Origin of the sequence: Streptomyces sp. CB01881, from assembly GCF_002953255.1 — a bacterium.
Lineage (GTDB): Bacteria > Actinomycetota > Actinomycetes > Streptomycetales > Streptomycetaceae > Kitasatospora.
This window is the reverse complement of sequence record NZ_CP026498.1, coordinates 7321658-7344658: the sequence shown is the minus strand read 5'-3', so window position 1 is coordinate 7344658 and position 23001 is coordinate 7321658. Positions and strand designations below refer to the sequence as shown.

At 75.2% G+C, this 23001-nt stretch carries 19 protein-coding genes; 9 read left to right on the top strand and 10 right to left on the bottom strand.

Annotated elements, in window-relative coordinates; all coding sequences use genetic code 11:
• Positions 1–72: 72 nt before the first annotated feature.
• The 8 genes from ilvD to C2142_RS21940 form a co-directional block, all read right to left on the bottom strand.
• Entirely contained in the window at positions 73–1917 is a 1845-nt protein-coding gene (gene ilvD / locus C2142_RS21975; RefSeq protein ID WP_148644243.1) for a dihydroxy-acid dehydratase, read from the bottom strand.
• Between the two features lie 119 nt (positions 1918–2036).
• Positions 2037–2807: a class I SAM-dependent methyltransferase gene (locus tag C2142_RS21970; protein WP_148644242.1), complete on the bottom strand. Its 771-nt coding sequence runs from the start codon at positions 2805–2807 to the stop codon at positions 2037–2039.
• A 28-nt stretch (positions 2808–2835) separates the two neighbouring features.
• Positions 2836–3639, bottom strand: coding sequence for a sugar phosphate isomerase/epimerase (locus tag C2142_RS21965; protein ID WP_174315721.1), 804 nt, complete (start codon positions 3637–3639; stop codon positions 2836–2838).
• Positions 3640–4268: 629 nt separating this feature from the next.
• Positions 4269–5231 (bottom strand): Ppx/GppA phosphatase family protein, encoded by a 963-nt coding sequence (locus C2142_RS21960; protein WP_148644241.1) that lies wholly within the window; start codon positions 5229–5231, stop codon positions 4269–4271.
• A gap of 161 nt (positions 5232–5392) precedes the next feature.
• Complete coding sequence (locus tag C2142_RS21955) at positions 5393–6253, bottom strand: glycerophosphodiester phosphodiesterase (RefSeq protein WP_148644240.1); 861 nt, start codon at positions 6251–6253, stop codon at positions 5393–5395.
• A 199-nt stretch (positions 6254–6452) separates the two neighbouring features.
• Positions 6453–7766: an SUKH-4 family immunity protein gene (locus C2142_RS21950; protein ID WP_148644239.1), complete on the bottom strand. Its 1314-nt coding sequence runs from the start codon at positions 7764–7766 to the stop codon at positions 6453–6455.
• 178 nt (positions 7767–7944) lie between these two features.
• The gene (locus C2142_RS21945; RefSeq protein ID WP_148644238.1) at positions 7945–10947 is read right to left on the bottom strand and encodes a toxin glutamine deamidase domain-containing protein; all 3003 of its coding nucleotides are present in this window, start codon (positions 10945–10947) and stop codon (positions 7945–7947) included.
• Between the two features lie 177 nt (positions 10948–11124).
• Positions 11125–11553, bottom strand: a complete 429-nt coding sequence (locus C2142_RS21940) for a hypothetical protein (RefSeq protein ID WP_148644237.1) — start codon at positions 11551–11553, stop codon at positions 11125–11127.
• Positions 11554–11810: 257 nt separating this feature from the next.
• Here C2142_RS21940 and C2142_RS21935 point away from each other — a divergent pair, with 257 nt between their 5' ends.
• A complete protein-coding gene (locus C2142_RS21935; protein ID WP_148644937.1) occupies positions 11811–12617 on the top strand; it encodes a hypothetical protein in 807 nt (268 codons plus the stop codon).
• Positions 12618–12648: 31 nt separating this feature from the next.
• Here the strand turns inward: C2142_RS21935 and C2142_RS21930 are convergent, their stop codons facing one another.
• Together C2142_RS21930 and C2142_RS21925 are read right to left on the bottom strand one after the other, a co-directional pair.
• The gene (locus C2142_RS21930) at positions 12649–13818 is read right to left on the bottom strand and encodes an NADH-quinone oxidoreductase subunit D (protein WP_148644236.1); all 1170 of its coding nucleotides are present in this window, start codon (positions 13816–13818) and stop codon (positions 12649–12651) included.
• Positions 13815–14849 carry an SAM-dependent methyltransferase gene (locus C2142_RS21925; RefSeq protein ID WP_148644235.1) on the bottom strand — a complete coding sequence of 345 codons (1035 nt, stop codon included), beginning with the start codon at positions 14847–14849 and terminating at the stop codon, positions 13815–13817. The genes C2142_RS21930 and C2142_RS21925 overlap by 4 nt, the downstream gene beginning before the upstream one ends.
• A gap of 129 nt (positions 14850–14978) precedes the next feature.
• On the opposite strand from C2142_RS21925, the gene C2142_RS21920 reads away from it, so the two are divergent.
• The 8 genes from C2142_RS21920 (at position 14979) to C2142_RS21885 (ending at position 22998) form a co-directional block, all read left to right on the top strand.
• Positions 14979–16199, top strand: coding sequence for a sensor histidine kinase (locus C2142_RS21920; RefSeq protein WP_148644234.1), 1221 nt, complete (start codon positions 14979–14981; stop codon positions 16197–16199).
• Between the two features lie 44 nt (positions 16200–16243).
• On the top strand, positions 16244–16933 hold the full coding sequence (locus tag C2142_RS21915) for a response regulator transcription factor (RefSeq protein WP_148644233.1): 690 nt from the start codon (positions 16244–16246) through the stop codon (positions 16931–16933).
• Positions 16934–17132: 199 nt separating this feature from the next.
• Complete coding sequence (locus C2142_RS21910; protein ID WP_241003246.1) at positions 17133–17981, top strand: DUF2520 domain-containing protein; 849 nt, start codon at positions 17133–17135, stop codon at positions 17979–17981.
• Positions 17982–17984: 3 nt separating this feature from the next.
• Positions 17985–18908 (top strand): pantoate--beta-alanine ligase, encoded by a 924-nt coding sequence (gene panC, locus C2142_RS21905; RefSeq protein WP_148644231.1) that lies wholly within the window; start codon positions 17985–17987, stop codon positions 18906–18908.
• Between the two features lie 155 nt (positions 18909–19063).
• Positions 19064–19513, top strand: coding sequence for an aspartate 1-decarboxylase (gene panD / locus C2142_RS21900; RefSeq protein WP_148644230.1), 450 nt, complete (start codon positions 19064–19066; stop codon positions 19511–19513).
• 17 nt (positions 19514–19530) lie between these two features.
• A complete protein-coding gene (locus C2142_RS21895) occupies positions 19531–21204 on the top strand; it encodes an L-aspartate oxidase (RefSeq protein WP_148644229.1) in 1674 nt (557 codons plus the stop codon).
• A gap of 4 nt (positions 21205–21208) precedes the next feature.
• A complete protein-coding gene (gene nadC / locus C2142_RS21890) occupies positions 21209–22177 on the top strand; it encodes a carboxylating nicotinate-nucleotide diphosphorylase (RefSeq protein ID WP_148644228.1) in 969 nt (322 codons plus the stop codon).
• Positions 22178–22209: 32 nt separating this feature from the next.
• Entirely contained in the window at positions 22210–22998 is a 789-nt protein-coding gene (locus C2142_RS21885; protein ID WP_148644227.1) for a type III pantothenate kinase, read from the top strand.
• Positions 22999–23001 lie beyond the last annotated feature (3 nt).

The following is a 23001-nucleotide window of genomic DNA, read 5'->3' as shown; positions in this document are numbered from 1 at the left end:
CGCGATGCCGACGCGGAGGAGCCGTCCCGCCAGGCGGAACGGCTCCTCGTGGTGCGTGGTGCGTGGTGCGTGTCAGCCCAGCTTGGAGACGTCGCGGACGGCGCCCTTGTCGGCGGAGGTGGCCATCGCGGCGTAGGCGCGCAGGGCCTGGCTGACCTGGCGGTCGCGGTTCTTCGGCTTGTAGCCGCCCTCGGCCTCCAGCTTCAGCCGACGCTCGTGCAGCTCCTCGAAGGAGACCTCCAGGGAGATCTTCCGGCCGGGGATGTCGATGGCGATGATGTCGCCGTCCTCGACCAGGGCGATGGTGCCGCCGGACGCGGCCTCCGGGGAGGCGTGGCCGATCGAGAGGCCGGACGTGCCGCCGGAGAAGCGGCCGTCGGTGACCAGGGCGCAGGCCTTGCCGAGGCCGCGGCCCTTCAGGAACGACGTCGGGTAGAGCATCTCCTGCATGCCCGGGCCGCCCTTGGGGCCCTCGTAGCGGATGACGACGACGTCGCCCTCCTTGATCCGCTTGGTGAGGATCGCGTCGACGGCGTCCTCCTGGGACTCGACCACGACGGCCGGGCCGCTGAAGGTCCAGATCGACTCGTCCACGCCGGCGGTCTTCACGATGCAGCCGTCCTCGGCGAGGTTGCCGTACAGCACGGCGAGGCCGCCCTCGACCGAGTAGGCGTGCTCGACGCTGCGGATGCAGCCCTTGGCCGCGTCGGTGTCCAGCGACTCCCAGCGCTCGGACTGCGAGAACGCCTCGGCGGAGCGGACGCAGCCGGGGGCGGCGTGCCAGAGCTCGACGGCCTCGGCGGACGGCGAGCCGCCGCGGACGTCCCAGGTCTTCAGCCACTCGGCGAGCGAGTCGGAGTGGACGGTGTGCACGTCCTCGTTGAGCTGGCCGCCGCGGTACAGCTCGCCGAGGATGGCGGGGATGCCGCCGGCCCGGTGCACGTCCTCCATGTAGTACGAGCCGTTGGGCGCGACCTTGGAGAGGCAGGGGACCTTGCGGGAGATCGCGTCGATGGCCCGCATGTCGAAGTCCAGCTCGGCCTCCTGGGCGGCGGCGAGCAGGTGCAGGATGGTGTTGGTCGAGCCGCCCATGGCGATGTCGAGGGCCACGGCGTTCTCGAAGGCGGCGCGGGTGGCGATCGAGCGCGGCAGGACGGAGTAGTCGTCCTGGTGGTAGTGGCGCTCGGTGATCTCGACGACGGTCCGGCCGGCCCGCTCGTAGAGCTCCTTGCGGGCGGTGTGGGTGGCGAGCACCGAGCCGTTGCCGGGCAGGGAGAGGCCGATCGCCTCGGTGAGGCAGTTCATCGAGTTGGCGGTGAACATGCCCGAGCAGGACCCGCAGGTCGGACAGGCGTTCTCCTCGATGATCGCGATGTCCTCGTCGGAGACGTTCTCGTTCACCGCCTGGGAGATCGCGTCGACCAGGTCGAGCTTGCGCACGGTGCCGTCGACCAGGGTCGCCTTGCCGGCCTCCATCGGGCCGCCGGAGACGAAGACGGTCGGGATGTTGAGCCGCAGCGCGGCCATCAGCATGCCCGGGGTGATCTTGTCGCAGTTGGAGATGCAGATCAGGGCGTCGGCGCAGTGCGCGTTGACCATGTACTCCACGGAGTCGGCGATCAGGTCGCGCGAGGGCAGCGAGTAGAGCATGCCGCTGTGGCCCATCGCGATGCCGTCGTCCACCGCGATGGTGTTGAACTCGCGGGGGATGCCGCCCGCCTGCTTGATCGCCTCGGAGACGATCCGGCCGACCGGCTGGAGGTGGGTGTGGCCCGGAACGAACTCGGTGAAGGAGTTGGCGACCGCGATGATCGGCTTGCCGAAGTCCTCGCGGGCTACGCCTGCGGCCCGGAGAAGCGCCCGGGCGCCTGCCATGTTGCGACCGTGGGTGACCGTACGGGACTTCAGCTCGGGCACTGTGCTCGACTCCTTCGGAGGCTGCTGGCGGCGCCGCCGGTAGGGAGGGTGCGGCGACCGCTGTGTCTTCCGAGCCTACGCCCGCCGTCCGGGCGGTGGACGCCGCGTCCGCGATGCGGTCAGCGCGGGGTGCGGGCCACCGTCAGGTCGAGGACGTACGGCTCGACCACCCAGCCGTCCGGGAACTCGGCCAGCAGGGCCTCGCGCTCGACGGCCAGCAGCGGCTCCCGCCGCTCGGGGGTGAGGGAGGCCAGGTAGGAGCGCGAGGTGAGGTCGGTGATCACGTGGTCGACGGTGACCCGGCGGTCCCAGCGCAGCACGGCGGTGCCGACCTCCAGGCCGTACGGGGCGAGGTGGCCCACGATCTCGTTGACCTTGCCGTAGCCGTGGTAGACGCCGGGCAGCGCCGCGCCCAGCCGCTCGCCCATCGCCCGGACCCACCTGACCTCGGAGTCCTTCACGTTCCACCAGGTGGCGAGGGCGCCGCCGGGGCGCAGCACGCGGATCGCCTCGGGGACCGACCGCTCGGCACGGGTCCAGTGGAAGGCCTGGGCGTAGGTGACGAGGTCGGCCGAGTGGTCGTGGAAGGGCAGCTCGTCGCCGGTCCCCCGGACCAGCGGCAGGCCGGGCGAGGAGGCCAGGAACTGGGCGCCCATGCCGTCGTTGGGCTCCACGGCGACGACGTCGGCGCCGCGGCCGGCCAGCAGCCGGGTGGAGATGCCGGTGCCCGCGCCGACGTCCAGCACCCGGGCGCCCTTGAGGCTGCGGCCGGCCAGGCGCTCCAGCTCGTCGAACAGCTCGTCCGGGTACGAGGGCCGGGCCCGGTCGTACTCGGCGGCCACGCCGCCGAAGGACTTGGCGAGCTCCCGGTAGTCCTTCGCTTCCGTCATGTCTCCCCCTTGGTGCGGCAGTTCGTCCTCAGCGTACGCGGGCGGGGGTGGCCAGGTGCAGGCGGGTGAAGGCGAGCGCCTCGGCGAGGTCGGCCTCGCGTTCGGCGGGGGACGCGGAGCGCCGGGTGTTGACCTCCAGCACCACGTGGCCGTCGAAGCCGGTCCTGGCCAGGTGCTCCAGCAGCTCGGCGCAGGGCTGCTTGCCGCGGCCGGGGATCAGATGCTCGTCCTTGCCGGAGCCGCTGCCGTCGGCGAGGTGGATGTGGGCCAGCCGGTCACCCATCCGCTCGACCATGTCGAGGGCGTCGATCCGGGAGGTGGCGGCGTGCGAGAGGTCGATGGTGAAGTGCCGGTACTCCTCCTCGGTGACGTCCCAGCCGGGGGCGTACGCGAGCATCTCGCGGTCGCGGTAGCGCCACGGGTACATGTTCTCGACGGCGAAGCGGACGTCGGTCTCGCCCGCCATCCGGTTGACGCCCTCGACGAACTCGCGCGCGTACTGCCGCTGCCAGCGGAACGGCGGGTGGACGACGACGGCGCTCGCGCCGAGCTTCTCGGCCGCCGCCCGGGCCCGGACCAGCTTGGTCCACGGGTCGGTGGTCCAGACCCGCTGGGTGATCAGCAGGCAGGGCGCGTGGACGGCCAGGATCGGCATCCGGTGGATGTCGGAGAGCCGGCGCAGCGCCTCGATGTCCTGGCTGACCGGGTCGTTCCAGACCATCACCTCGACTCCGTCGTAGCCGAGCTTGGCGGCCAGCTCGAAGCCGACGGCGGTGTTGGCCGGGTAGACGGAGGCGGTGGAGAGGACGACCTTGGTGTCGGGGATGTGCAGGGCCGGGTGCGGGGGCAGCACCAGCCGGTCGGTGGTGCGCAGCAGCGGGGCCGTCCGGCCGGCGGCCTGCCGGGCGGACTTGACGGACTTCACCGACTGCACGGCGGCCTTGGCCGCCCCGGCGGCCCGTGCGGTCCGCGTCTCGCGCCGCGCCTGGGCGGTGGGGGCCTTGGCCACCGGCTTCCGGGGGGCGGGCTGGTCGGGGGCGGGCTGGTTGGGAGCGGGCTGCTTAGGGGCGGGCTGCTCCGGGGCCCCCGGCTTCGCCTGCCGGGCCGGGCCGTCCGCCGCGCCCTGCGGCACGGCCTTGCGCACCGCCTTCTTCACGGCCTTCCGGGCGGCCCCGCCGGTGGCCTTCTTCGCCGCCGCGGTCTTGGCGGCGGTCGCCGCCTTGGCCGCCTTGGCCGCCCGGACGCCCTTCACCGCCTTGCCGAGCTTCCGGGAGCGGCCCGTGGCGCCACCGTCCGGGCCCTCCCCGGCCTCCGGCCCGCCGTCCGGGCGCGTGCGGCGCGGTGCGTCCGGCCGCGGCTGCCCGTCCCCGGGTGCGCGGCTCTCCTGCGTCCCGTCCTCGCCCGCTGGTTGCGCCACGGGAGACAGCGTAAGCGGACCGCGCCCGGAACGGGGAGCGGCCCTCAGGTGGTGAGGGCGGGGCGGCGGCGGTCGGCGGGGCTGTCCATGGTGTCCAGACGGCGCAGGATGATGCCCTCGCGCAGCGCCCACGGGCAGACGTCCAGCTCCTCCAGGCCGAAGAGGTCCATCGCGGCGTCGGCGACCAGCGCCCCGGCCAGCAGCTGCTTGGCACGGCCCTCGGAGACACCGGGGATCTGCGCCCGTTCGGCGACGGTCATCGTGGAGAGCCGGGGCAGCCAGGCGGAGAGGCCGCTGCGGGTGAGCCGCCGGTCCGTGTACGGGCCGGCGTCGGCGGGGGCCGCGCCGGTCATCCGGGCGAGCTGCTTGAAGGTCTTGGAGGTGGCGACGGCGTGGTCCGGGGCGCCCAGCCGGGCGATCTCGCCGACCGCGGCGGCCATCTCGGCGCGGATGTGGCGTCTGAGCCCGCGCAGCTCCTCCGGGTCGGCGACGTCGCCGGGCAGCCAGCGGCCGGTGAGCCGGCCGGCGCCGAGCGGCAGCGAACAGGCGACGTCGGGCTGCTCGTCCAGCCCGCAGGCGATCTCCAGCGAGCCGCCGCCGATGTCGAGGTTGAGCAGCCGGCCGGAGGACCAGCCGAACCAGCGGCGGACGGCCAGGAAGGTGAGCCGGGCCTCGTCCTGCCCGGAGAGCACCCGGAGCTCGACGCCGGTCTCCTCGGCGACCCGGCGGATCACGTCCTCGCCGTTGGCTGCCTCCCGGACGGCGGAGGTGGCGAACGGCAGGATGTCGACGACGCCCTTGTCCTCGGCGACCCGCAGCGAGGAGGCGACCATGCCGATCAGCCTGTCCACCCCGGGTGCGCTTATCGCACCCTGCTCGTCGAGGAGTTCGGCCAGCCGCAGCTCGGCCTTGTGGGAGTACGCGGGCAGCGGGGCGGCCCCGGGATGGGCGTCCACCACCAGGAAGTGGACCGTGTTGGAACCTACGTCGAGCACACCGAGTCGCATAACCCTCCACGCTACGCGATCCGGCCTCCGGGCAGACCTGGCACGACGGTATCCGTGCTGGTCCGGACCGTCCGGTCCCGGTCGGCCGGGTCGCGTCCCGGACCGCGCGGGGCTGCGCTCAGTTCACGCGGGCGCCGCTCATCAGTGCACGCGGGCTGCGCTCAGTGCACGCGGGCGCCGCGCGGGGCCACCGGCCGCTCGGTGCGGCAGTTGGCGTCGGCCCAGCGGCGGGCCCGGCCGGGGGTGTCGGTGATCAGGCCGTCGGCGTCCCGCTCGGTCATCAGCTGCCAGGACTCGTCGTCGTCCAGCGTCCAGACGTAGACCTCGCGGCCGGCCTTGCGCTCGGCGGCGATCCGGGAGGCGGTGGCCAGCGTGGCGTCCAGGGCGATGCCGCGCAGCGGCAGGTCGCCCGGGTCCTCGGAGATGTTGGTGCCCTGGATGAGCACCACCGGCAGTGCGGGGGCGGCGGCGTGGGCCTGGCGCAGGTGCTCGGCGGAGAACGAGTACAGGAAGACCCGGGCGCTGCTGCCGGCCGCGATCCTCGCAATCCGGGCGACGTCCTCGGCCCGCTGCCACTTGATCTCCATCAGCAGCGTGACGGTGGTGCCGCTGAGCCGCTTCAGCAGCTCCTCCAGGGTCGGCACCGGCTCGGCCGGGCCGGGGCCGACGGTCACCCGCAGCCCGGCGATCTGGGCGGCGGTCAGGTCGGCGATCGCGCCCTTGCCGTTGGTGGTGCGGTCCACGCTGGCGTCGTGCATCAGCACCGGGACGCCGTCCCGGGTGGTCTGGACGTCGGTCTCCAGCCAGTCGGCGCCCTGCTGGAGGGCCTTCTCGAAGGAGGCCATGGTGTTCTCGGGGGCGTCGAGCGGCGCGCCCCGGTGGCCGATCACCACCGGCCCGGCGCAGACCGGCTGGGCGGCGGCCGGCCGGGCGCGCAGCCCCGGGGAGGCGGCGCAGCCGGCGGCCAGCACCGCGAGGGCGGCGAGCACGGCCGTGCGGGCGGCGCGGGGCGGGGTGGTCACGGCGGCGGGGCTCCAGCTCTGTCTCGGGCGCCCGGTGGGTGCGGACACTCGGGGATCGTCGGGGGTCGGCGAAAGAATCGTCAAAATGATCTGACAATCCGACAGTGCTGTCGGTTCCCCTCAGCGTGCGCCCGTCCCCCGTCACGCCCCGGCCGCGACGCACCACAGGTCACCCGGACGCAGGTGTGCGCCCGCGCCGTCACAGGAGGCCGTCCCAGAGCTGTTCGACGATGACGGCCCACCAGTTCTCCGGATCGTCGAAGACCGTCGGGTCGATCGCCGCGAGCCCGCGCTGAAGGGCGTCGACGGCGGCCCCGGCGGCCGACGGGTCGAGCCCGCGCAGCCCGGGCAGCCGCTCCGCGAACAGCGCCAGGCAGCGGACGAACGACGCCGGACCGTCGTTGCAGTGCCGGGCGGTGGCGTAGTCGGGGTCGACCGCCCGGACGGCACCGCAGGCGGTGTCCACCGTGACCAGCGCCCAGCCGTCGGTGCCGAGCAGCAGTTGCGGGGCCAGCGCGAGCCGCTCCCGCTCGGCCACCCTGGTGCCGCGGCCCTCCTCCGCCAGGTAACCGGGCAGCGACGGCAGCACCGTGCCCTGCCGGGTGCCGTCCGCGATCGCGTCCGGCCCGGGGTGGTGCAGCGCGAAGAAGCCCTCGACCGCCACCGGCACCCCGGCCGCCAGCAGGACCCGGGCGGAGTCCTCCGGCAGGTCCGCCCGGGCGACGTCCGCCGGGTCGAAGCGCCGGACACCGCCGGCGCCGAACCGCTCCACCAGCCCGGCCGCCAGCACCTGGTCCGGCTCGGCCGGCAGCGGCCGCACGGCGCGCGGGAACGGCACCCGGTTGCGCCCCGGCCCGCCCTCCCCGGACGCCTCGGCCGGCAGGGCGCGGACGGCCGCCGCCCGGTGCTCGAAGTACGGCCCGTACGGCAGGTCGAACCCGACCCGGACGTCCGGCAGTTCGGCCGCCAGCGCGTACGCCCAGTAGCCGCCCGGCAGCGCGCTCAGCCGCAGGTCGGTGTGGACGGACAGCACGTCCTCCGCCCGCACGCCCTGTTCGCGCAGCCACCACCAGCCGCGCAGCGCCGGGTGCGGCAGGCCGGGCGCCGAGCGCAGCGCCAGCGAGCGCACCTCGCCGAGGCCGTCCCGGTAGGTCAGCTCGGCCCGGGTGCCGCGGCCGGTGGCCGGCGGCCGGGCCGGGTCGTGGGAGCCCGCGCCGAGGAAGTCCCGGTAGAGCGCGACCACCTCGTCCACCGGCACCGACGGCCAGACGGTGAACCGCCCGGTCTCCCGGTCCACCACCGCGCACGCCGCCCCCACCTCCTCGGGTGCCCGCCGCTCCCCCGTCAGCGGGTCGATCCGCGCCGGCGAGGGTTCCGCCCAGACCACCCAGCCCAGCTCGAACTCGTGCGAGTGCACCCGCCGGCTCCCGGTGGAACCGTCGGCGGAAGCCCTCGGCAGTTCGCCGTTGATCCAGCGATGGGCGGCCTCGATCGCCTGCGCACGGGTGGTCACGTGGTGGAGCTCCTTACATCGGCGCGCGGACGCGCGAACGAACCGGCCGACGGGCGCCGGGGCACCGGTCCGGCCCCCTGCACGCCGCCGGCGGCCCGCCAGGATCGCACGCGCCGCTCCCGGCGCAGCCGCCCCGGTTCCGGCTGCGGGCGGCACCGGGGGGCGGGCGGACGGAACGTCACGAGGCCGCGGCCGTGGTGAGGTCGGGGCGGCGGGCGGCGAGGTCGAGGGGGCGGCCGTCGGGGTCAAGGGCGATCGCCCACAGGCCGTGGGCACAGTCGTGCAGGGGGTCGGGGCCCTGGCGACCGACCTGGTGGTCGAGGTAGGTCACGGTGTCCTTGTGGTTGACGGCGTTCCAGGCGTGCGGGCGGCCGAAGCCGTCCAGCGTGAGCAGGACGGCCTGGGAGCCGTGGCCGGCCCGGCGCAGTTCGTCGGCCAGCCGGCCGACGGCCGTTCCGCCGTCGCCGAGGTCGCGGAAGGGCGCGCCGAGTTCGCGTTCGGCACGGTCGCGGCCGCCGCGCTCGCCCGCGTCGCCCTCGGTGGGGATGCGCGGGGCGGCGCAGGTCGGGCGGCCGGTGAAGGTGTCGACGGCGGAGAGGGCGATCTCCAGGCTGTTGTTGGCCCGGCCGGGCCCGCGGTGGCCGCCGTCGTTGACGACCTCGGCCCAGCCGCCGGCCGCCGGGTCGGGGTGGCGCAGTGGCAGGCCCTCGGCGTCGCGGGGCGCTCGGCGCTCGGTCTCGCGCTGGTGCTCGGGGTCGACCGGGGCGAGGCCGCCGGGCAGGCCGTACGGGCGGCTGTCGGCGATGGTCCGCAGCCGGACCACGTGCTCCTCCGGGCCGGCGCCGCGCCGCGCGCGCAGGGCCAGCTGGAGGGCCATCGCGTGGGCGGTGGCGACCGGGACGGCGGCCCAGGCGAGCCCGGTCCCGCCCTCGGCCGGGGAGCCGTCGGGGCGGCGCCGGTGGTCGTCGGTGTGGAACTCGGGGCGTGCGGTGCCGGGGCCGACGACCGGCGGGGCGGCCGGGGGCGGCGGGACGATCAGCGGGCCGGGGGCGGTGACGGGGTGCGGGGCGCCGGTGGCGGCGCGCGGGCCTGCGCCGGGGCGGCCCTCGGCGCCGGCGTGCTGTCCGGGCGCCGCGGTGCCGGACGCGCCGGACGCGCCGGGCACCGGGGTGCCCGCGCCGACCGGGACGCCGACCAGGCCGGCCGGGCCGGCCACTCCCGGCGTGACCGACGTGCCCGACGTGCCCGGGTGGACGCCGCCCGCGGGCGCACCCGCGCCGACGCCGCCGCCGAACGGCGCCGGGCCGTGCCCGGCCGCCGGGGAGCCGACTCCGTAGCCGCCCGGGGCGGCCGGACCGCCGGCGAACGGGCCCCCGCCGGTGAACGGGGCCGGGCCGACCGGTCCCCCGCCGGCCGGCCCGGCCCCGACCGGCACGTTGAACGGGCCGGTGTAGGAGCTGCCGCCGTACGGGCCGCCGTGTGCGGAGCCCCCGCCCGACGGCGCGTCCGGCCCCGGCGTGTACTGCGGGTACGAGGCGGGTGCCGGGGGCGCGGGCGGGGCGAGCACCGAGTCGGTCCGCACGGTGACCGGCGCACCGCCGCCGCCGGCGTACGAGGCCGGGGCCGGGACGGCCGGCGCCAGGGTGTAGTCCCCGTCGGACGGGCCGCCGCCGCTCCCGCCGCCGTGGTGCGCCTGGGCGGGCGGCGGTGTCCGGTCGCCGCCACCGGTCACCGGGCCGGTCCGCACCTGGGCCCGGCCGCCGTCGGTGCCGGACGCGTCCGCGCCGGGACCGCCGGAGCCGCCCGGGCCGTCGGAGCCCGCCGCGGCGGCGACCCGGCCGTGCCCGCCGCCGTCCACGCCGGCCATGACCACCACGTCGTCCGGCCCGGCCCCCGGCACCACCGCCCCGGGTGCCGCGGGGGCGCCCGGGGTGCCCGGCAGCACGGCGCCCGGCCCGTCCGCGAGCGGGCCGCCCGGCCTGCCGTCCGGCCCGTGACCGTTCCCGTGGCCGGCCGCCGCGAGGTCGGAGAGCGGTACGACGACCTCCTTGCCGTCCTTGTCGGTCAGCACCGGCCGGCCGTCCTTGCCGAGCACCGGCCGCCCGTGCTCGTCGAGCTTCACGGTGAGGTCCTCCACCCCGACCACCGGCCTGCCGTCCGCGCCCTGGACGACGAGCAGCCCGCCGGGGTCGGCGACCGGAGTGCCGTCGGCCCGGACGATGACCGGGTTGCCGTGCTCGTCCAGCACCGGCTTGCCCGCGCCGTCCACCTTCACCGACAGGCCCGGCACGCCGACCACCGGCTTGCCGTCCTCGCCGATCACGGGCTTGCCGTCGCTGCCGGTCAGCACCGCCAGCCCGGCACCGCCCGCGCCGAGGACACCGGGCTCGCCGAGCGCCGCCGGCAGGCCGGCCGCCACCGGGTCGAAGGCACCGCCGGGGCCGGTGGTGTACGAGGCCGGGCGGACGCCACCGGGGCCCCCGGCCGGGCCGAGGCGCAGCAGGGCGACCACGGCGGGCTCCTTGAGCGTGCCGCTCAGCCCCTCCTTCATGGCCCGGCCGAGCTCGTCCAGCAGCCCGCCGATCTTCAGCTTCGCGGCCTCGACGGCGACCGCCGCCGCCACCTCGGCGAGCTTCTCGGTGGCGGCGTTCTGCACCTTGCCCGCAAGGGCGTTGACGCCCTGCTGGAGCCCGCCGAAGACGCCGCCCGGAGCGGCGCCGCCGTCCTTGGCGGTCGCGTCCTTGGTGGTCGTGGTGGCGGCGGCGACCTCGGCGGCGGCCTGCTTGGCCCTGGCCGCCTGCTCCTCGGCCTTCTTCAGCTCGGCGGCCAGCTCGGTGAGGGTGGCGACGATGTCGCCCTTGCAGCTGTCGACGGCCCGGGCGGCCTGGTCGAAGGCGCCGGCGACCAGGCCGGTGGCGGAGTGGGCGTCGTCCAGGTGCCCCTTGCCGCTCCCGCTGAACGCCTGCCAGTACGCCTCGAAGGCCTCCACCGCACGGCCGGAGTTGTCCCCGGCGACCCTCCGGGCGGAGTCGCCGCCGCGCTTGCCGAGGCGCTCGGCCTCGACGCCGAACTCGCGCCAGAGCCCGGCCGCCTTGCGCAGCCCGTCCTCGTCGGCCTGCGGCCACTGGTGACCGGTCCTGGCCAGGACCGGTGCCAGCTCCTCGGGCAGCTTCCGGGACACGTGCCTCCCCCTTCGACGTGCGGAATTCGACGCGCCGGCCGCACGGTGCGGACGTCGACGTGCGGACTTCGGTACTGCGGGCCTCGGGAACCGCGGAGCCCGCGCCGTGCGGCCGTGGTGTGCGGGCCGTCGCGTGCCGTCCGCCGAGGGCGGCGGCACGGCACGGCGGGCCCGGTGTCAGGCCGGCATGTCCTTGGGGACGGTCTTTCCGCCCGCCGGGGTTGCGCCCGGCCTCCCGCCCGGCGCCACCGCACCGCCCGGCACCGCCGCACCGCCGAAGCCCGTCGCGGCCGAGGTGTCCGCGTCCGCGGTCCGCTCGGCCATGGAGTGCAGCCCCGAGCCGACCTGGCCGAGCCGGCCGGCCAGCCCGCGCAGCCCGCCGAGCAGGCCCCCGTGCGCGTCCTTGTAGACGGCGGCGAACCCGCTGCCCGGCTTGTCCAGCCCCCACGGGCTGCCGAGCGCGGCGAGCGACTGCTCCAGGGCGGTGGCGGCCTTCCCGAAGTCCTGCGAGATCTTCTCGAACTCCCGCCCCTCGCCGTGCAGTTCCCACGGCTTGATGACGAACCTGCCGCCTCCGCCCCCACCGGTGCTGCTGCCGCTGGCCATCCCCGTACCTCCCCGTAGCGGACCGGCCGCCATCCTAGGGCTGCCGCCGGGCGGGCCCGCAGGCCGCCGGGGACCTCTTCACCCCGCCTTCACGCCCGCCGGCGCCCGGCGCCCGGGCCGTCACGCAGTGAAATCGCCGTGAACGCCCACGTCACGAACGGTTCGCACCGCCGCCGAGGCTCTACCCTTGCCGGGTGGCAGCAGCAGACACGTCCAAGAAGAAGTCCAAGACCGGGTCGACCGCGGTCGACCTCGCGATGCCCACCCTGCGTACCGAGGTCCCGCTCGACTTCCCGCGCGCCTGGGTCGAGTTCACCGACCCCGACGACGAGGAGCAGGTCTTCCGCTGCGACCTCACCTGGCTCACCTCCCGCTGGTCGTGCATCTTCGGCCAGGGGTGCCACGGCATCCGCGAGGGCCGCGGCGAGTCGGACGGCTGCTGCACGCTCGGCGCGCACTACTCGGACGAGGACGACGAGCAGCGCGTGGCCGGCCACGCCGCCCGGCTGACGCCCGAGATCTGGGAGAACTTCGCGCACGGCACCGACGCCAAGGGGCGGATCAAGGCCGACGACGGCATCACCATGCTCGACGAGGACGGCGACCGGCAGACCCGCCGGGTCAACGGCGCCTGCATCTTCGTCAACAGCCCGGGCTTCGCGGGCGGCGCCGGCTGCGCCCTGCACGCGCTCGCCCTCAAGGAGGGCCGGGAGCCGCTGGAGACCAAGCCGGACGTCTGCTGGCAGCTCCCGGTGCGCCGCACCTACGACTGGGTCGACCGCCCGGACGACACCCGCTACCTCCAGGTCACCATCGGCGAGTACGACCGCCGGGGCTGGGGCCCGGGCGGCCACGACCTGCACTGGTGGTGCACCGGCAGCCCGGAGGCGCACACCGGCGCCGACCCGGTGTACGTCAGCTACCGCCCCGAGCTCACCGAGCTGATGGGCCGGGCCGCGTACGAGGTGCTGACCGGCCTCTGCGAGCAGCGGATCGCCACCAGGGGCGACCGCAAGGTGGCCCCGCACCCGGCCGATCCGGCCAGGCCGAAGAAGAAGCAGTAGGCGGCGCGGGCGGGGCCCGGGCGGCCGGGCTCTACTTGTCGATGTCCCCGACGACGAAGAACATCGAGCCCAGGATCGCCACCATGTCGGCGACCAGGGTGCCGGGCAGCAGCTCGGTCAGCGCCTGGATGTTGTTGAAGGACGCCGAGCGGAGCTTGAGCCGCCACGGCGTCTTGTCGCCGCGGGACACCAGGTAGTAGCCGTTGACGCCGAGCGGGTTCTCCGTCCAGGCGTAGGTGCTGCCCTCGGGGGCCTTGAGCACCTTGGGCAGCCGCAGGTTGACCGGGCCGGGCGCCAGCGTGGCCAGCTTGTCGAGGCAGGCGTCGGCGAGGTCCAGCGCGTTGACGGTCTGCTCCAGCAGGCACTCGAAGCGGGCCAGGCAGTCGCCCTCCTCGCGGGTGACCACGGTCAGCACCGAGCGCAGCTCGTCCGAGCCGTACGCGAGGTAGGGCTCGTCGCGGCGCAGGTCGAAGTCGAGCCCGCTGGCGCGCGCGATCGGCCCGCTGACGCCGTACGCCTCGGCGTGCGCCCTGCTGAGCACGCCGACGCCGGCGGTGCGGGCGCGGAAGATCTCGTTGCCGAGGACGAGGTCCTCGAAGACCGGCAGCTGGGAGCGGACGACGGCGACCGCGGCGCGGACCCGGCCGAGCCAGCCGGCCGGGAGGTCCTCCTTGAGGCCCCCGACCCGGTTGAACATGTAGTGCATCCGGCCGCCGGAGGCCTCCTCCAGCACGTGCTGGAGGTCCTCGCGGCCGGAGAACGCGTGGAAGATCGGGGTGATCCCGCCCAGCTCCAGCGGGTAGGAGCCGAGGAACATCAGGTGGTTGAGCACCCGGTTCAGCTCGGCGAGCAGGGTGCGGATCCAGACCGCGCGCTCGGGCACCTCCATGCCGAGCATCCGCTCGACGCCCAGCACCACGCCCAGCTCGTTGGAGAAGGCGGAGAGCCAGTCGTGCCGGTTGGCCAGCATGATGATCTGCCGGTAGTCGCGCGCCTCGAAGAGCTTCTCCGCGCCGCGGTGCATGTAGCCGATCACCGGCTCGGCGGACACGATCCGCTCGCCGTCCAGCACCAGCTTCAGGCGCAGTACGCCGTGGGTCGCGGGGTGCTGCGGGCCGATGTTGAGCACCATGTCGGTGGTGCCCGCCTCGCCCGTGAAGTTCTCGGCTCCCGCCCCGATGCCGACCGTGGTCTCCCTCATGACCCCAGAGTCTGCCATCCCGGCAGCATCTCCAGGCTCTCCGGCCCCTTCAGGATCTCGGGCAGTGGCATGCGGACGGCCTGCGCGAGCCAGCCGAACGCGCCCAGGCCCGCACGGTCGGTCAGCTCGGCGCCCTCGCCGGCGCCGCCGAGCGCCCGCAGGTAGGCCACCGGGTCGGTGGAGGCCAGGGCGAGCGACGGGCGGGCGCCGCTGACGCCGAGCGCCCGCAGGGCGTCGCGCTGCGTCGTCCACAGGCTGTGGAGACCGGGAACGGCCACCGCGTCCAGCGCCACGTGCGCGGTGACGTCGCAGGAGCCGTCGGGCACCGGCGGCACCTCGCGGCCGGCCCGGAAGCCGGTCAGGGTCGCCAGCGGCGGGCGGTGTCCGGCGGTGTGGCCGTAGTCGACGGCGACGGCCAGGCCGCGCTCCAGCCCGGCGACGGCGTGCGCCCAGGCCGCGTCCCGGGGCCCGCCGAACTCCACGAAGGCCACCGGTTCACGGGCCGGCCACCAGCGGGCGGCCCAGTCGGCGTCCGCCGCGTCCACCGGCCCGCCCGCCCGCTCGGCGCCGGTCCCGGTGTCCACCTCGACGTAGCGCAGCACCCCGTCCCCGTCCACCTCGCCGACGTCCAGCGGCACGTTGTCCAGCCACTCGTTGGCGAACAGCAGCCCGCTGACCCCGCGCGGCACCTCGTCCGTCCACAGGACTGTGGACGGCAGGCCGTCCGGCCGGTCGGCGATCTCCACGCCGTACGGCCGCAGCCGCGCGAGCACCGTGTCCGGCAGCTCGGCCAGCACGCCGGCCAGCAGCTCGCCGCGGCCCGCCCCGACGTCCACGAAGGCCAGCTCCTCCGGACGGCCGAGGGCCGTGTCGACCTCCAGCAGGAGCCGGGCCACCGCACGGGCGAACAGCGGGGAGGCGTGCACGGAGGTGCGGAAGTGCCCCGCCGGGCCCTCCGGCCTGCGGTAGAAGCCGCCGTCCGGGTCGTACAGGGCCTGTTCCATGGCGGCCCGCCACCGCATCCACGTCATGCGCCGGGACGCTACCGGGATCCGGACGCACCCTCCCAACCGGAGGCGGGGCTTCTCCGACCTAGGGAGTAGGACGGATCGCCCTCCCGGCGGACCTGGGCACACTGCGCGACTGCCTACGCTTGAGACGTGCATCGACTCAACGCCTGGCTCCGCCGTCACCCCATGGTGGTCGACTCCGCCTGGGCGTCGCTGGTGCTCTTCCTCGGCCTCCTGCCCGACAGCACCAACGCCACGGGCTGGAAGCTCGGCGTCTACTACGCCATCGCGGTCGTCATCCCGCTGCTGATGGTGTTCCGCCGCCGGTTCCCGAACCTCACCGTCGGCGTCGCCGGCGCGGTCGGGCTGCTCCAGGTCGCGCTCGGCGTCCCGGTGGGCGCCTCCAGCATCGGCTACCTGGTCTTCGCCTACACCGGCGCCGCCTTCGGCGCGGTCTGGACGTCACGGCTCAGCCTGGCCGGCGGGCTGCTGGCGGGGCCGCTGGTCCTCGGGCGCTTCCCGTCCGGCTACACCGACGACGACGGCGTCTGGCACGGACAGCACCGCAGCACGGCCGAGTTCCTGCTGGTCTCCGCCCTGATGTCGACCCCGTTCATCCTCTGCTGGGCGTGGGGCCGGCTCACCCGGGTGCGCCGCGCCTACCTGGTCGAGCTGGAGGACCGCGCCGCCCGGCTGGAGCGCGAACGGGACGCCCAGGCCAAGGTGGCGGTCGCCGCCGAGCGGGCGCGGATCGCGCGCGAGCTGCACGACGTGGTCGCGCACAACGTCTCCGTCATGATCGTCCAGGCCGACGGCGCCGCCTACGTCCTGGACAACTCGCCGCAGCAGGCCAAGGAGGCGCTCGGCACGATCGCCTCCACCGGGCGCCAGGCGCTGGTCGAGATGCGCCGCCTGCTGGGCGTGCTGCGCACCGCCGACACCGCCGAGGAGTACGTGCCGCAGCCCGGCGTCGAGGAGCTGCCCGAGCTGCTGGACCAGGTCCGCACGGCCGGCCTCCAGGTGGACTTCGCCACCTCGGGCAACCCGCGCGAGCTGCCGCGCGGCGTCGAGCTGACCGTCTACCGGATCGTCCAGGAGGCGCTGACCAACGTCCGCAAGCACGGCGGCCCGGACGTCCACGCCCGGGTCGCGGTCGACTTCGGCGAGCGCGAGCTGGCCGTCCTGGTCGAGGACGACGGCCGCGGCTCCACCGACGAGCAGCTGGCCACCGGCGGCATCGACGGCCAGGGCCACGGCCTGATCGGCATGCGCGAGCGCGTCGGCATGGTCAGCGGAAGCCTCGACGTCGGGCCGCGCCCCGGCGGCGGCTTCCGGATCCGCGCCGTCCTGCCGCTCAAGACGGCACACTGACCCGGCCACCCCGCCTCGTCGCCGCCACCAACCTAGGAGCCACCTTGACCATCCGCGTGATGCTCGTCGACGACCAGGAGCTGCTGCGCACCGGCTTCCGGATGATCCTGCAGTCGCAGGGCGACATCGAGATCGCCGCCGAGGCCGGCGACGGCGCGCAGGCCCTGGAGAAGCTGAAGCAGACACAGGTGGACGTGATCCTGATGGACGTCCGGATGCCCCGCCTGGACGGCGTGCAGGCCACCCGGCGGATCTGCCTCGCCGAGGACGGCAGCCCGCTGCCGGACGCCCCGCACGTCCTCATCCTCACCACCTTCGACCTCGACGAGTACGCCTTCGCCGCGCTCAAGGCCGGGGCCAGCGGCTTCCTGCTCAAGGACGTGCCGCCGACCGAGCTGGTGGCCGCGATCCGCGCGGTGCACGGCGGTGACGCGGTGGTCGCACCGACCACCACCCGCCGCATGATCGACCGCTTCGCCGAGGTGCTGCCCACCCCGGCCAGCGCGCCCGGCCCGGACACCCTCGGCCCGCTCACCGAGCGCGAGCGCGAGGTCTTCCTGCTGGTCGCCCAGGGCCTGTCGAACGGCGAGATCGCCGCCCGGCTGGTCCTCTCCGAGGCCACCGTGAAGACCCACGTCGGCCGGATCCTGGCCAAGCTCGGCCTGCGCGACCGGGTCCAGGCCGTCGTCCTGGCCTACGAGGCGGGCCTGGTCCGGGCCGGCGCCACTGATTGAATCCGCCCGGGGCCGCCCCCGTAGAATGGGCCGGTGCGTCCGGTACCCGAAGAGGACCGGAACGGAGAGTGAGGACCAGGGCCGAGCCGTGAGTACGTCCGACAGTGCCGACTTCACCCCGGCCGACTTCGCCCCGCTCGCCGACGGTTTCGGCGACCCCGCCGACCCCGGCAACCGCCCCGCGCGGCTCGCCGTCGGCGTGGTCGGCACCGGCCGGGTCGGCCCCGCGCTCGGCGCCGCCCTCCAGCTCGCCGGCCACCGGGTGGTCGCCGCCTCCGGGGTCTCCGCCGCCTCCCGCCGCCGCGCCGACGCGCTGCTGCCGGGCGTGCGGATCGTCACCCCGCCGCAGGTGCTCGCCGCCGCCGACCTGGTGCTGCTCACCGTCCCCGACGACGCGCTGGCCGACCTGGTGGCCGGCCTCGCCTCGACCGGTTCGATCCGGCCCGGCCAACTGGTCGTGCACACCTCGGGCGCGCACGGCGTCGCCGTCCTGGAGCCCGCCACCCGGGCCGGGGCGCTGCCGCTGGCGCTGCACCCCGCGATGACCTTCACCGGCACCTCCGTCGACCTCGCCCGCCTCGCCGGCTGCCCGTTCGGGGTGACCGCCCCCGAGGAGCTGCGCCCGGTCGCCGAGGCACTGGTGGTGGAGATGGGCGGCGAGCCCGAGTGGGTGCCGGAGGGCGTCCGCCCGCTCTACCACACGGCCCTCGCGCACGGCGCCAACCACCTGGTCACCCTGGTCGCGCAGGCGCTGGAGCTGCTGCGCACCGCCGGGGTCGCCGAGCCCGGCCGGCTGCTCGGCCCGCTGCTCGGCGCCGCCCTGGACAACAGCCTGCGCTCCGGCGACGCGGCCCTGACCGGCCCGGTCGCCCGGGGCGACACCGGCACCGTTCGGCGCCACCTGGCGCAGCTCAGTACGGTGTCCCCGGACATCCCGGCCGCCTACCGGGCGATGGCCCGCGCCACCGCCCAGCGGGCACTCGCACACGGGACGATCGACGAAGCGTCGGCGGCGGCGCTGCTGGACGTACTGAACGAGGAGAGCTGACCAATGGCACGCGGCAAGCAGCCGGGCAAGGCCCAGCGGGCACCCAAGGTCCACCGGGCCGTCGTCACGCACACCGTCGCCGACTTCGAGGCGGCCTTCTGGCCGGACGAGCAGCCGGTGGACAACGCGGTCGTGATGACCATGGGCGCGCTGCACGAGGGCCACGCCGCGCTGATCCGCGCCGCCCGCAAGCAGGTCGGCCGGGACGGCCGGGTCGCCGTCACCGTCTTCGTCAACCCGCTGCAGTTCGGCGCCGGCGAGGACCTGGAGCGCTACCCGCGCACCCTGGACGAGGACGTGCGCCTCGCCGAGGAGAACGGCGCCGACGTGGTCTTCGCGCCGTCGGTCGACGAGGTCTACCCGAACGGCGAGCCCCAGGTGCGCCTGGCGGCCGGCCCGATGGGCGAGCGCTACGAGGGCGCCACCCGCCCCGGCCACTTCGACGGCGTGCTGACCGTGGTCGCCAAGCTGCTGCACATCACCGACCCGGACTTCGCCTTCTTCGGCGAGAAGGACGCCCAGCAGCTGGCGATCATCCAGCGGATGGTGGCCGACCTCGACTTCGACGTCGAGATCGTGGGCGTGCCGACGATCCGCGAGGAGGACGGCCTGGCGCTCTCCTCCCGCAACCGCTACCTCTCCGACGAGGACCGCGTGCGCGCGCTCGCCCTCTCCAAGGCGCTCTTCGCCGGCCGCGACGCGGCCGCGCAGGGCCCGAAGGCCGTGCGCGAGGCCGCCGCGGCCGTCATCGCCTCCTCGACCGAGGAAGGCGGCGCCGAAGGCGTCACCCTCGACTACCTCGCCCTGATCGACCCGCACGACTTCACCGAGGCCGCGGACGACTTCCAGGGCGAGGCGGTGCTGGCCGTCGCCGCGAAGGTGGGCTCGACCCGCCTGATCGACAACGTCCACGTCATCTGCCGCTAGGCGGATGAGCAACAAGCACAGAATCGTCCGCCAGGCGGGACGGGCGGCAGGCACAGAACCGTCCGCCAGGCGGGACGGGCGGCAGGCACAGAACCGTCCGCTGCATCCGGTATCCGAAGCACCACTAGGCATGCACTCACAGGAGGCGTGACCCCATGCTCCGCACCATGCTCAAGTCCAAGATCCACCGGGCCACCGTGACCCAGGCCGACCTGCACTACGTCGGCTCCGTCACGGTGGACGAGGACCTGCTCGACGCCGCCGACCTGCTCCCCGGCGAGCTGGTCCACATCGTCGACATCAACAACGGCGCCCGGCTGGAGACGTACACCATCGCCGGCCCGCGCGGCTCCGGCGTGATCGGCATCAACGGCGCCGCCGCCCGCCTCGTCCACCCGGGCGACCTCGTCATACTCATCGCCTACGGGCAGATGGACACCGCCGAGGCCAAGGGCTACGAGCCGAAGGTCGTCTTCGTGGACGCCGCCAACCGGATCACCGGCACGGGCGGCGACCCCGCCGAGGCCGGGGAGGGCACCGGGCTGCTCCGCGGTGACAAGGCGTACGGTGACGGCAACGACGCGGCCCCTACCGCCGCGCGCTGAAGGAGCCACTGAACGCCATGTCCGTCACGCACCGCCTCGCCGCCCCCGCCCCCGGCTGGACGACCACCACCGACGTCGTCGTGGTCGGCTCCGGCGTGGCCGGCCTCACCGTCGCCCTCAACGTCCGCAAGGCCGGCCTGCGGGCCGTGGTGGTCACCAAGGCGATGCTCGACGACGGCTCCACCCGCTGGGCCCAGGGCGGCATCGCCGCCGCCCTGGGCGAGGGCGACACCCCCGAGCAGCACCTCGACGACACCCTGGTGGCGGGCGCCGGGCTCTGCGACGAGGACGCCGTGCGCACCCTCGTCACCGAGGGCCCCGACGCCGTCCGCCGGCTGATCGCCACCGGCGCCGCGTTCGACCGCGACGAGGCCGGCGAGATCCTGCTCACCCGCGAGGGTGGCCACCACCGGCGCCGGATCGCGCACGCGGGCGGGGACGCCACCGGCGCCGAGATATCGCGCGCACTGGTCACGGCCGTCCGCAGCGACCCCGGCCTCGAACTGATCGAGCACGCCCTCGTCCTCGACCTGCTGACCGACGCCGACGGCCACGCGGCCGGCCTGACCCTGCACGTGATGGGCGAGGGCCAGCGCGACGGCGTCGGCGCCATCCGGGCCCGCGCGGTGGTGCTCGCCACCGGCGGCATGGGCCAGGTCTTCTCGGCCACCACCAACCCGGCGGTCTCCACCGGCGACGGCGTGGCACTGGCGCTGCGGGCCGGCGCCGAGGTCACCGACCTGGAGTTCGTGCAGTTCCACCCGACCGTGCTCTGGCTCGGCCCGGAGGCCCAGGGCCAGCAGCCGCTGGTCTCCGAGGCGGTCCGCGGCGAGGGCGCCCACCTGGTCGACGCCGCCGGCACCCGCTTCATGCTCGGGCAGCACGAGCTGGCCGAGCTCGCCCCGCGCGACATCGTCGCCAAGGCGATCACCCGGCAGATGCAGCTCCAGGGCGCCGAGCACATGTACCTCGACGGTCGGCACTTCGGTGCCGCGATGTGGGAGCAGCGGTTCCCGACCATCCTCGCCTCCTGCCGCTCGCACGGCATCGACCCGGTCACCGAGCCGATCCCGGTCGCCCCGGCCGCGCACTACGCCTCCGGCGGCATCCGTACCGACCTGAGCGGCCGCACCAACGTCCCGGGCCTCTACGCCTGCGGCGAGGTGGCCTGCACCGGGGTGCACGGCGCCAACCGGCTGGCGTCCAACTCGCTGCTCGAAGGCCTGGTCTTCGCCGAGCGGATCGCCGCCGACCTGACCGGCCTGCACCGTGCGGGCCGGCTGCCCGAGCGGTCGGTGGACGTCGCGGCCGCCCGCGCCGCGCACACGGTGCCGCTGCCGGCGCCCGAGGCGCGGGCCGAGATCCAGCGGCTGATGTCGCGCGGCGCCGGCGTGCTGCGCTCGGCCGCGTCGATGGCGGACGCCGCGGCCGGCCTCGCCGTGCTCGCCGAGCAGGCCTGCGCGCACGCCGCCGAGGAGAAGCCTGCCGACCCCCGGGTGGAGACCTGGGAGGCCGCCAACCTGCTGCTGGTCGCCACCGCCCTGGTCGAGGCCGCCGCACAGCGCGCCGAGACCCGCGGCTGCCACTGGCGCGAGGACTTCCCCGAGCGCGACGACGCCGCCTGGCGGCGCCACCTGATCACCACGCTCACCGCCTCCGGCGACCTTGTCAGCACCCCTGAGGAGCAGTAGAACCATGACCCACTCCCACGAGGAACTCCCCCTGGCCTCCCAGGGCGGCTGCGGCGACGGCTGCGCCTGCGGGGACGGCGAGGGCTACGAGACCGGCCTCGACCCGCAGCTCGCCGAGCTGCTGGAGGAGGCCGGCCTGGACCCGGTCGAGGTCGAGGACATCGCCTCCCTGGCGCTGGCCGAGGACCTGGCCGGCGGCGAGGACGTCACCTCGGTCGCCACCGTGCCGGCCGACGCCGTCGCCACCGCCGACTTCACCGCCCGCGAGGCCGGCGTGGTCGCCGGCCTGCGGATCGCCGAGGCCGTCGTCTCGCTGGTCTGCGAGGAGGAGTTCGAGGTCGAGCGGCACGTCCAGGACGGCGACCGGGTCGAGGCCGGCCAGGTGCTGCTCTCCGTCCGCAGCCGCACCCGCGACCTGCTGACGGCCGAGCGCAGCGCGCTCAACCTGCTCTGCCACCTCTCCGGCATCGCCACCGCGACCCGCGCCTGGACGGACGCCCTGGAGGGCACCGGCGCGGTGGTCCGCGACACCCGCAAGACCACCCCGGGCCTGCGGGCGCTGCAGAAGTACGCGGTCCGCTGCGGCGGCGGCGCCAACCACCGGATGGCGCTCTCCGACGCGGCCCTGGTCAAGGACAACCACGTGGTCGCGGCCGGCGGCGTCGCCGAGGCGTTCCGGGCCGTCAAGGCCGCCTACCCCGACCTGCCGGTCGAGGTCGAGGTGGACACCCTGGAGCAGATCCCGCCGGTGCTGGAGGCCGGGGCCGACCTGATCCTGCTGGACAACTTCACCGTCCCGCAGCTCAAGGAGGCCGTCGCGCTGGTGGCCGGCCGGGCCCGGCTGGAGGCTTCCGGCGGCCTGACCCTGGCCACCGCGCACGAGGTCGCCCAGACTGGTGTCGACTACCTCGCCGTGGGCGCGCTCACGCACTCCTCGCCGATCCTGGACATCGGCCTCGACCTGCGCGCCTGATCACCTGATCGCCCCTCACGCAGAAGGCACCCATGCTGCTCACCATCGACGTCGGCAACACCCAGACCACACTCGGCCTGTTCGACGGCGAGGAGGTGGCCGAGCACTGGCGGATCTCCACCGATCCGCGCCGCACGGCCGACGAGCTGGCGGTGCTCCTCCAGGGGCTGATGGGCTCGCACACCGCGGTCAACGAGGCCGCGGTGGACGGCCTGGCGATCTGTTCGTCCGTCCCCTCGGTGCTCCACGAGTTCCGCGAGGTGACGCGCCGTTACTACGGCGACGTCCCCGCGGTCATCGTGGAGCCCGGGGTGAAGACGGGCGTGCACGTCCTGATGGACCACCCCAAGGAGGTCGGCGCCGACCGGATCGTCAACGCGCTGGCCGCCAACCACCTGTACGGCGGCCCGTGCATCGTGGTCGACTTCGGCACCGCCACCACCTTCGACGCGATCAACGCCCGCGGCGACTACGTCGGCGGGGCGATCGCCCCCGGCATCGAGATCTCGGTGGAGGCGCTCGGCGCGCGCGGTGCCCAGCTGCGCAAGATCGAGCTGGCCCGGCCGCGCAACGTGATCGGCAAGAACACCGTCGAGGGCATGCAGTCCGGCATCCTCTACGGCTTCGCCGGCCAGGTCGACGGCCTGGTCGACCGGATGGCCCGGGAGCTCGCCAAGGACCCGGACGACGTCCAGGTCATCGCCACCGGCGGGCTGGCCCCGCTGGTCCTCGGCGAGGCCGCCACGATCGACGTGCACGAGCCCTGGCTGACGCTGATCGGCCTGCGCCTGGTGTACGAGCGCAACCGCCCGACGGCCTGAGCC

Coding starts and splice junctions, on each gene's coding strand:
- C2142_RS21970 (WP_148644242.1), bottom strand. CDS start 2,807: ATGACGGAAGCGAAGGACTACCGGGAGCTCGCCAAGTCCTTCGGCGGC.
- C2142_RS21960 (WP_148644241.1), bottom strand. CDS start 5,231: ATGCGACTCGGTGTGCTCGACGTAGGTTCCAACACGGTCCACTTCCTG.
- C2142_RS21940 (WP_148644237.1), bottom strand. CDS start 11,553: ATGGCCAGCGGCAGCAGCACCGGTGGGGGCGGAGGCGGCAGGTTCGTC.
- C2142_RS21935 (WP_148644937.1), top strand. CDS start 11,811: ATGCCCACCCTGCGTACCGAGGTCCCGCTCGACTTCCCGCGCGCCTGG.
- C2142_RS21930 (WP_148644236.1), bottom strand. CDS start 13,818: ATGAGGGAGACCACGGTCGGCATCGGGGCGGGAGCCGAGAACTTCACG.
- C2142_RS21925 (WP_148644235.1), bottom strand. CDS start 14,849: ATGACGTGGATGCGGTGGCGGGCCGCCATGGAACAGGCCCTGTACGAC.
- panC (WP_148644231.1), top strand. CDS start 17,985: ATGGCACGCGGCAAGCAGCCGGGCAAGGCCCAGCGGGCACCCAAGGTC.
- panD (WP_148644230.1), top strand. CDS start 19,064: ATGCTCCGCACCATGCTCAAGTCCAAGATCCACCGGGCCACCGTGACC.
- C2142_RS21895 (WP_148644229.1), top strand. CDS start 19,531: ATGTCCGTCACGCACCGCCTCGCCGCCCCCGCCCCCGGCTGGACGACC.
- nadC (WP_148644228.1), top strand. CDS start 21,209: ATGACCCACTCCCACGAGGAACTCCCCCTGGCCTCCCAGGGCGGCTGC.
- C2142_RS21885 (WP_148644227.1), top strand. CDS start 22,210: ATGCTGCTCACCATCGACGTCGGCAACACCCAGACCACACTCGGCCTG.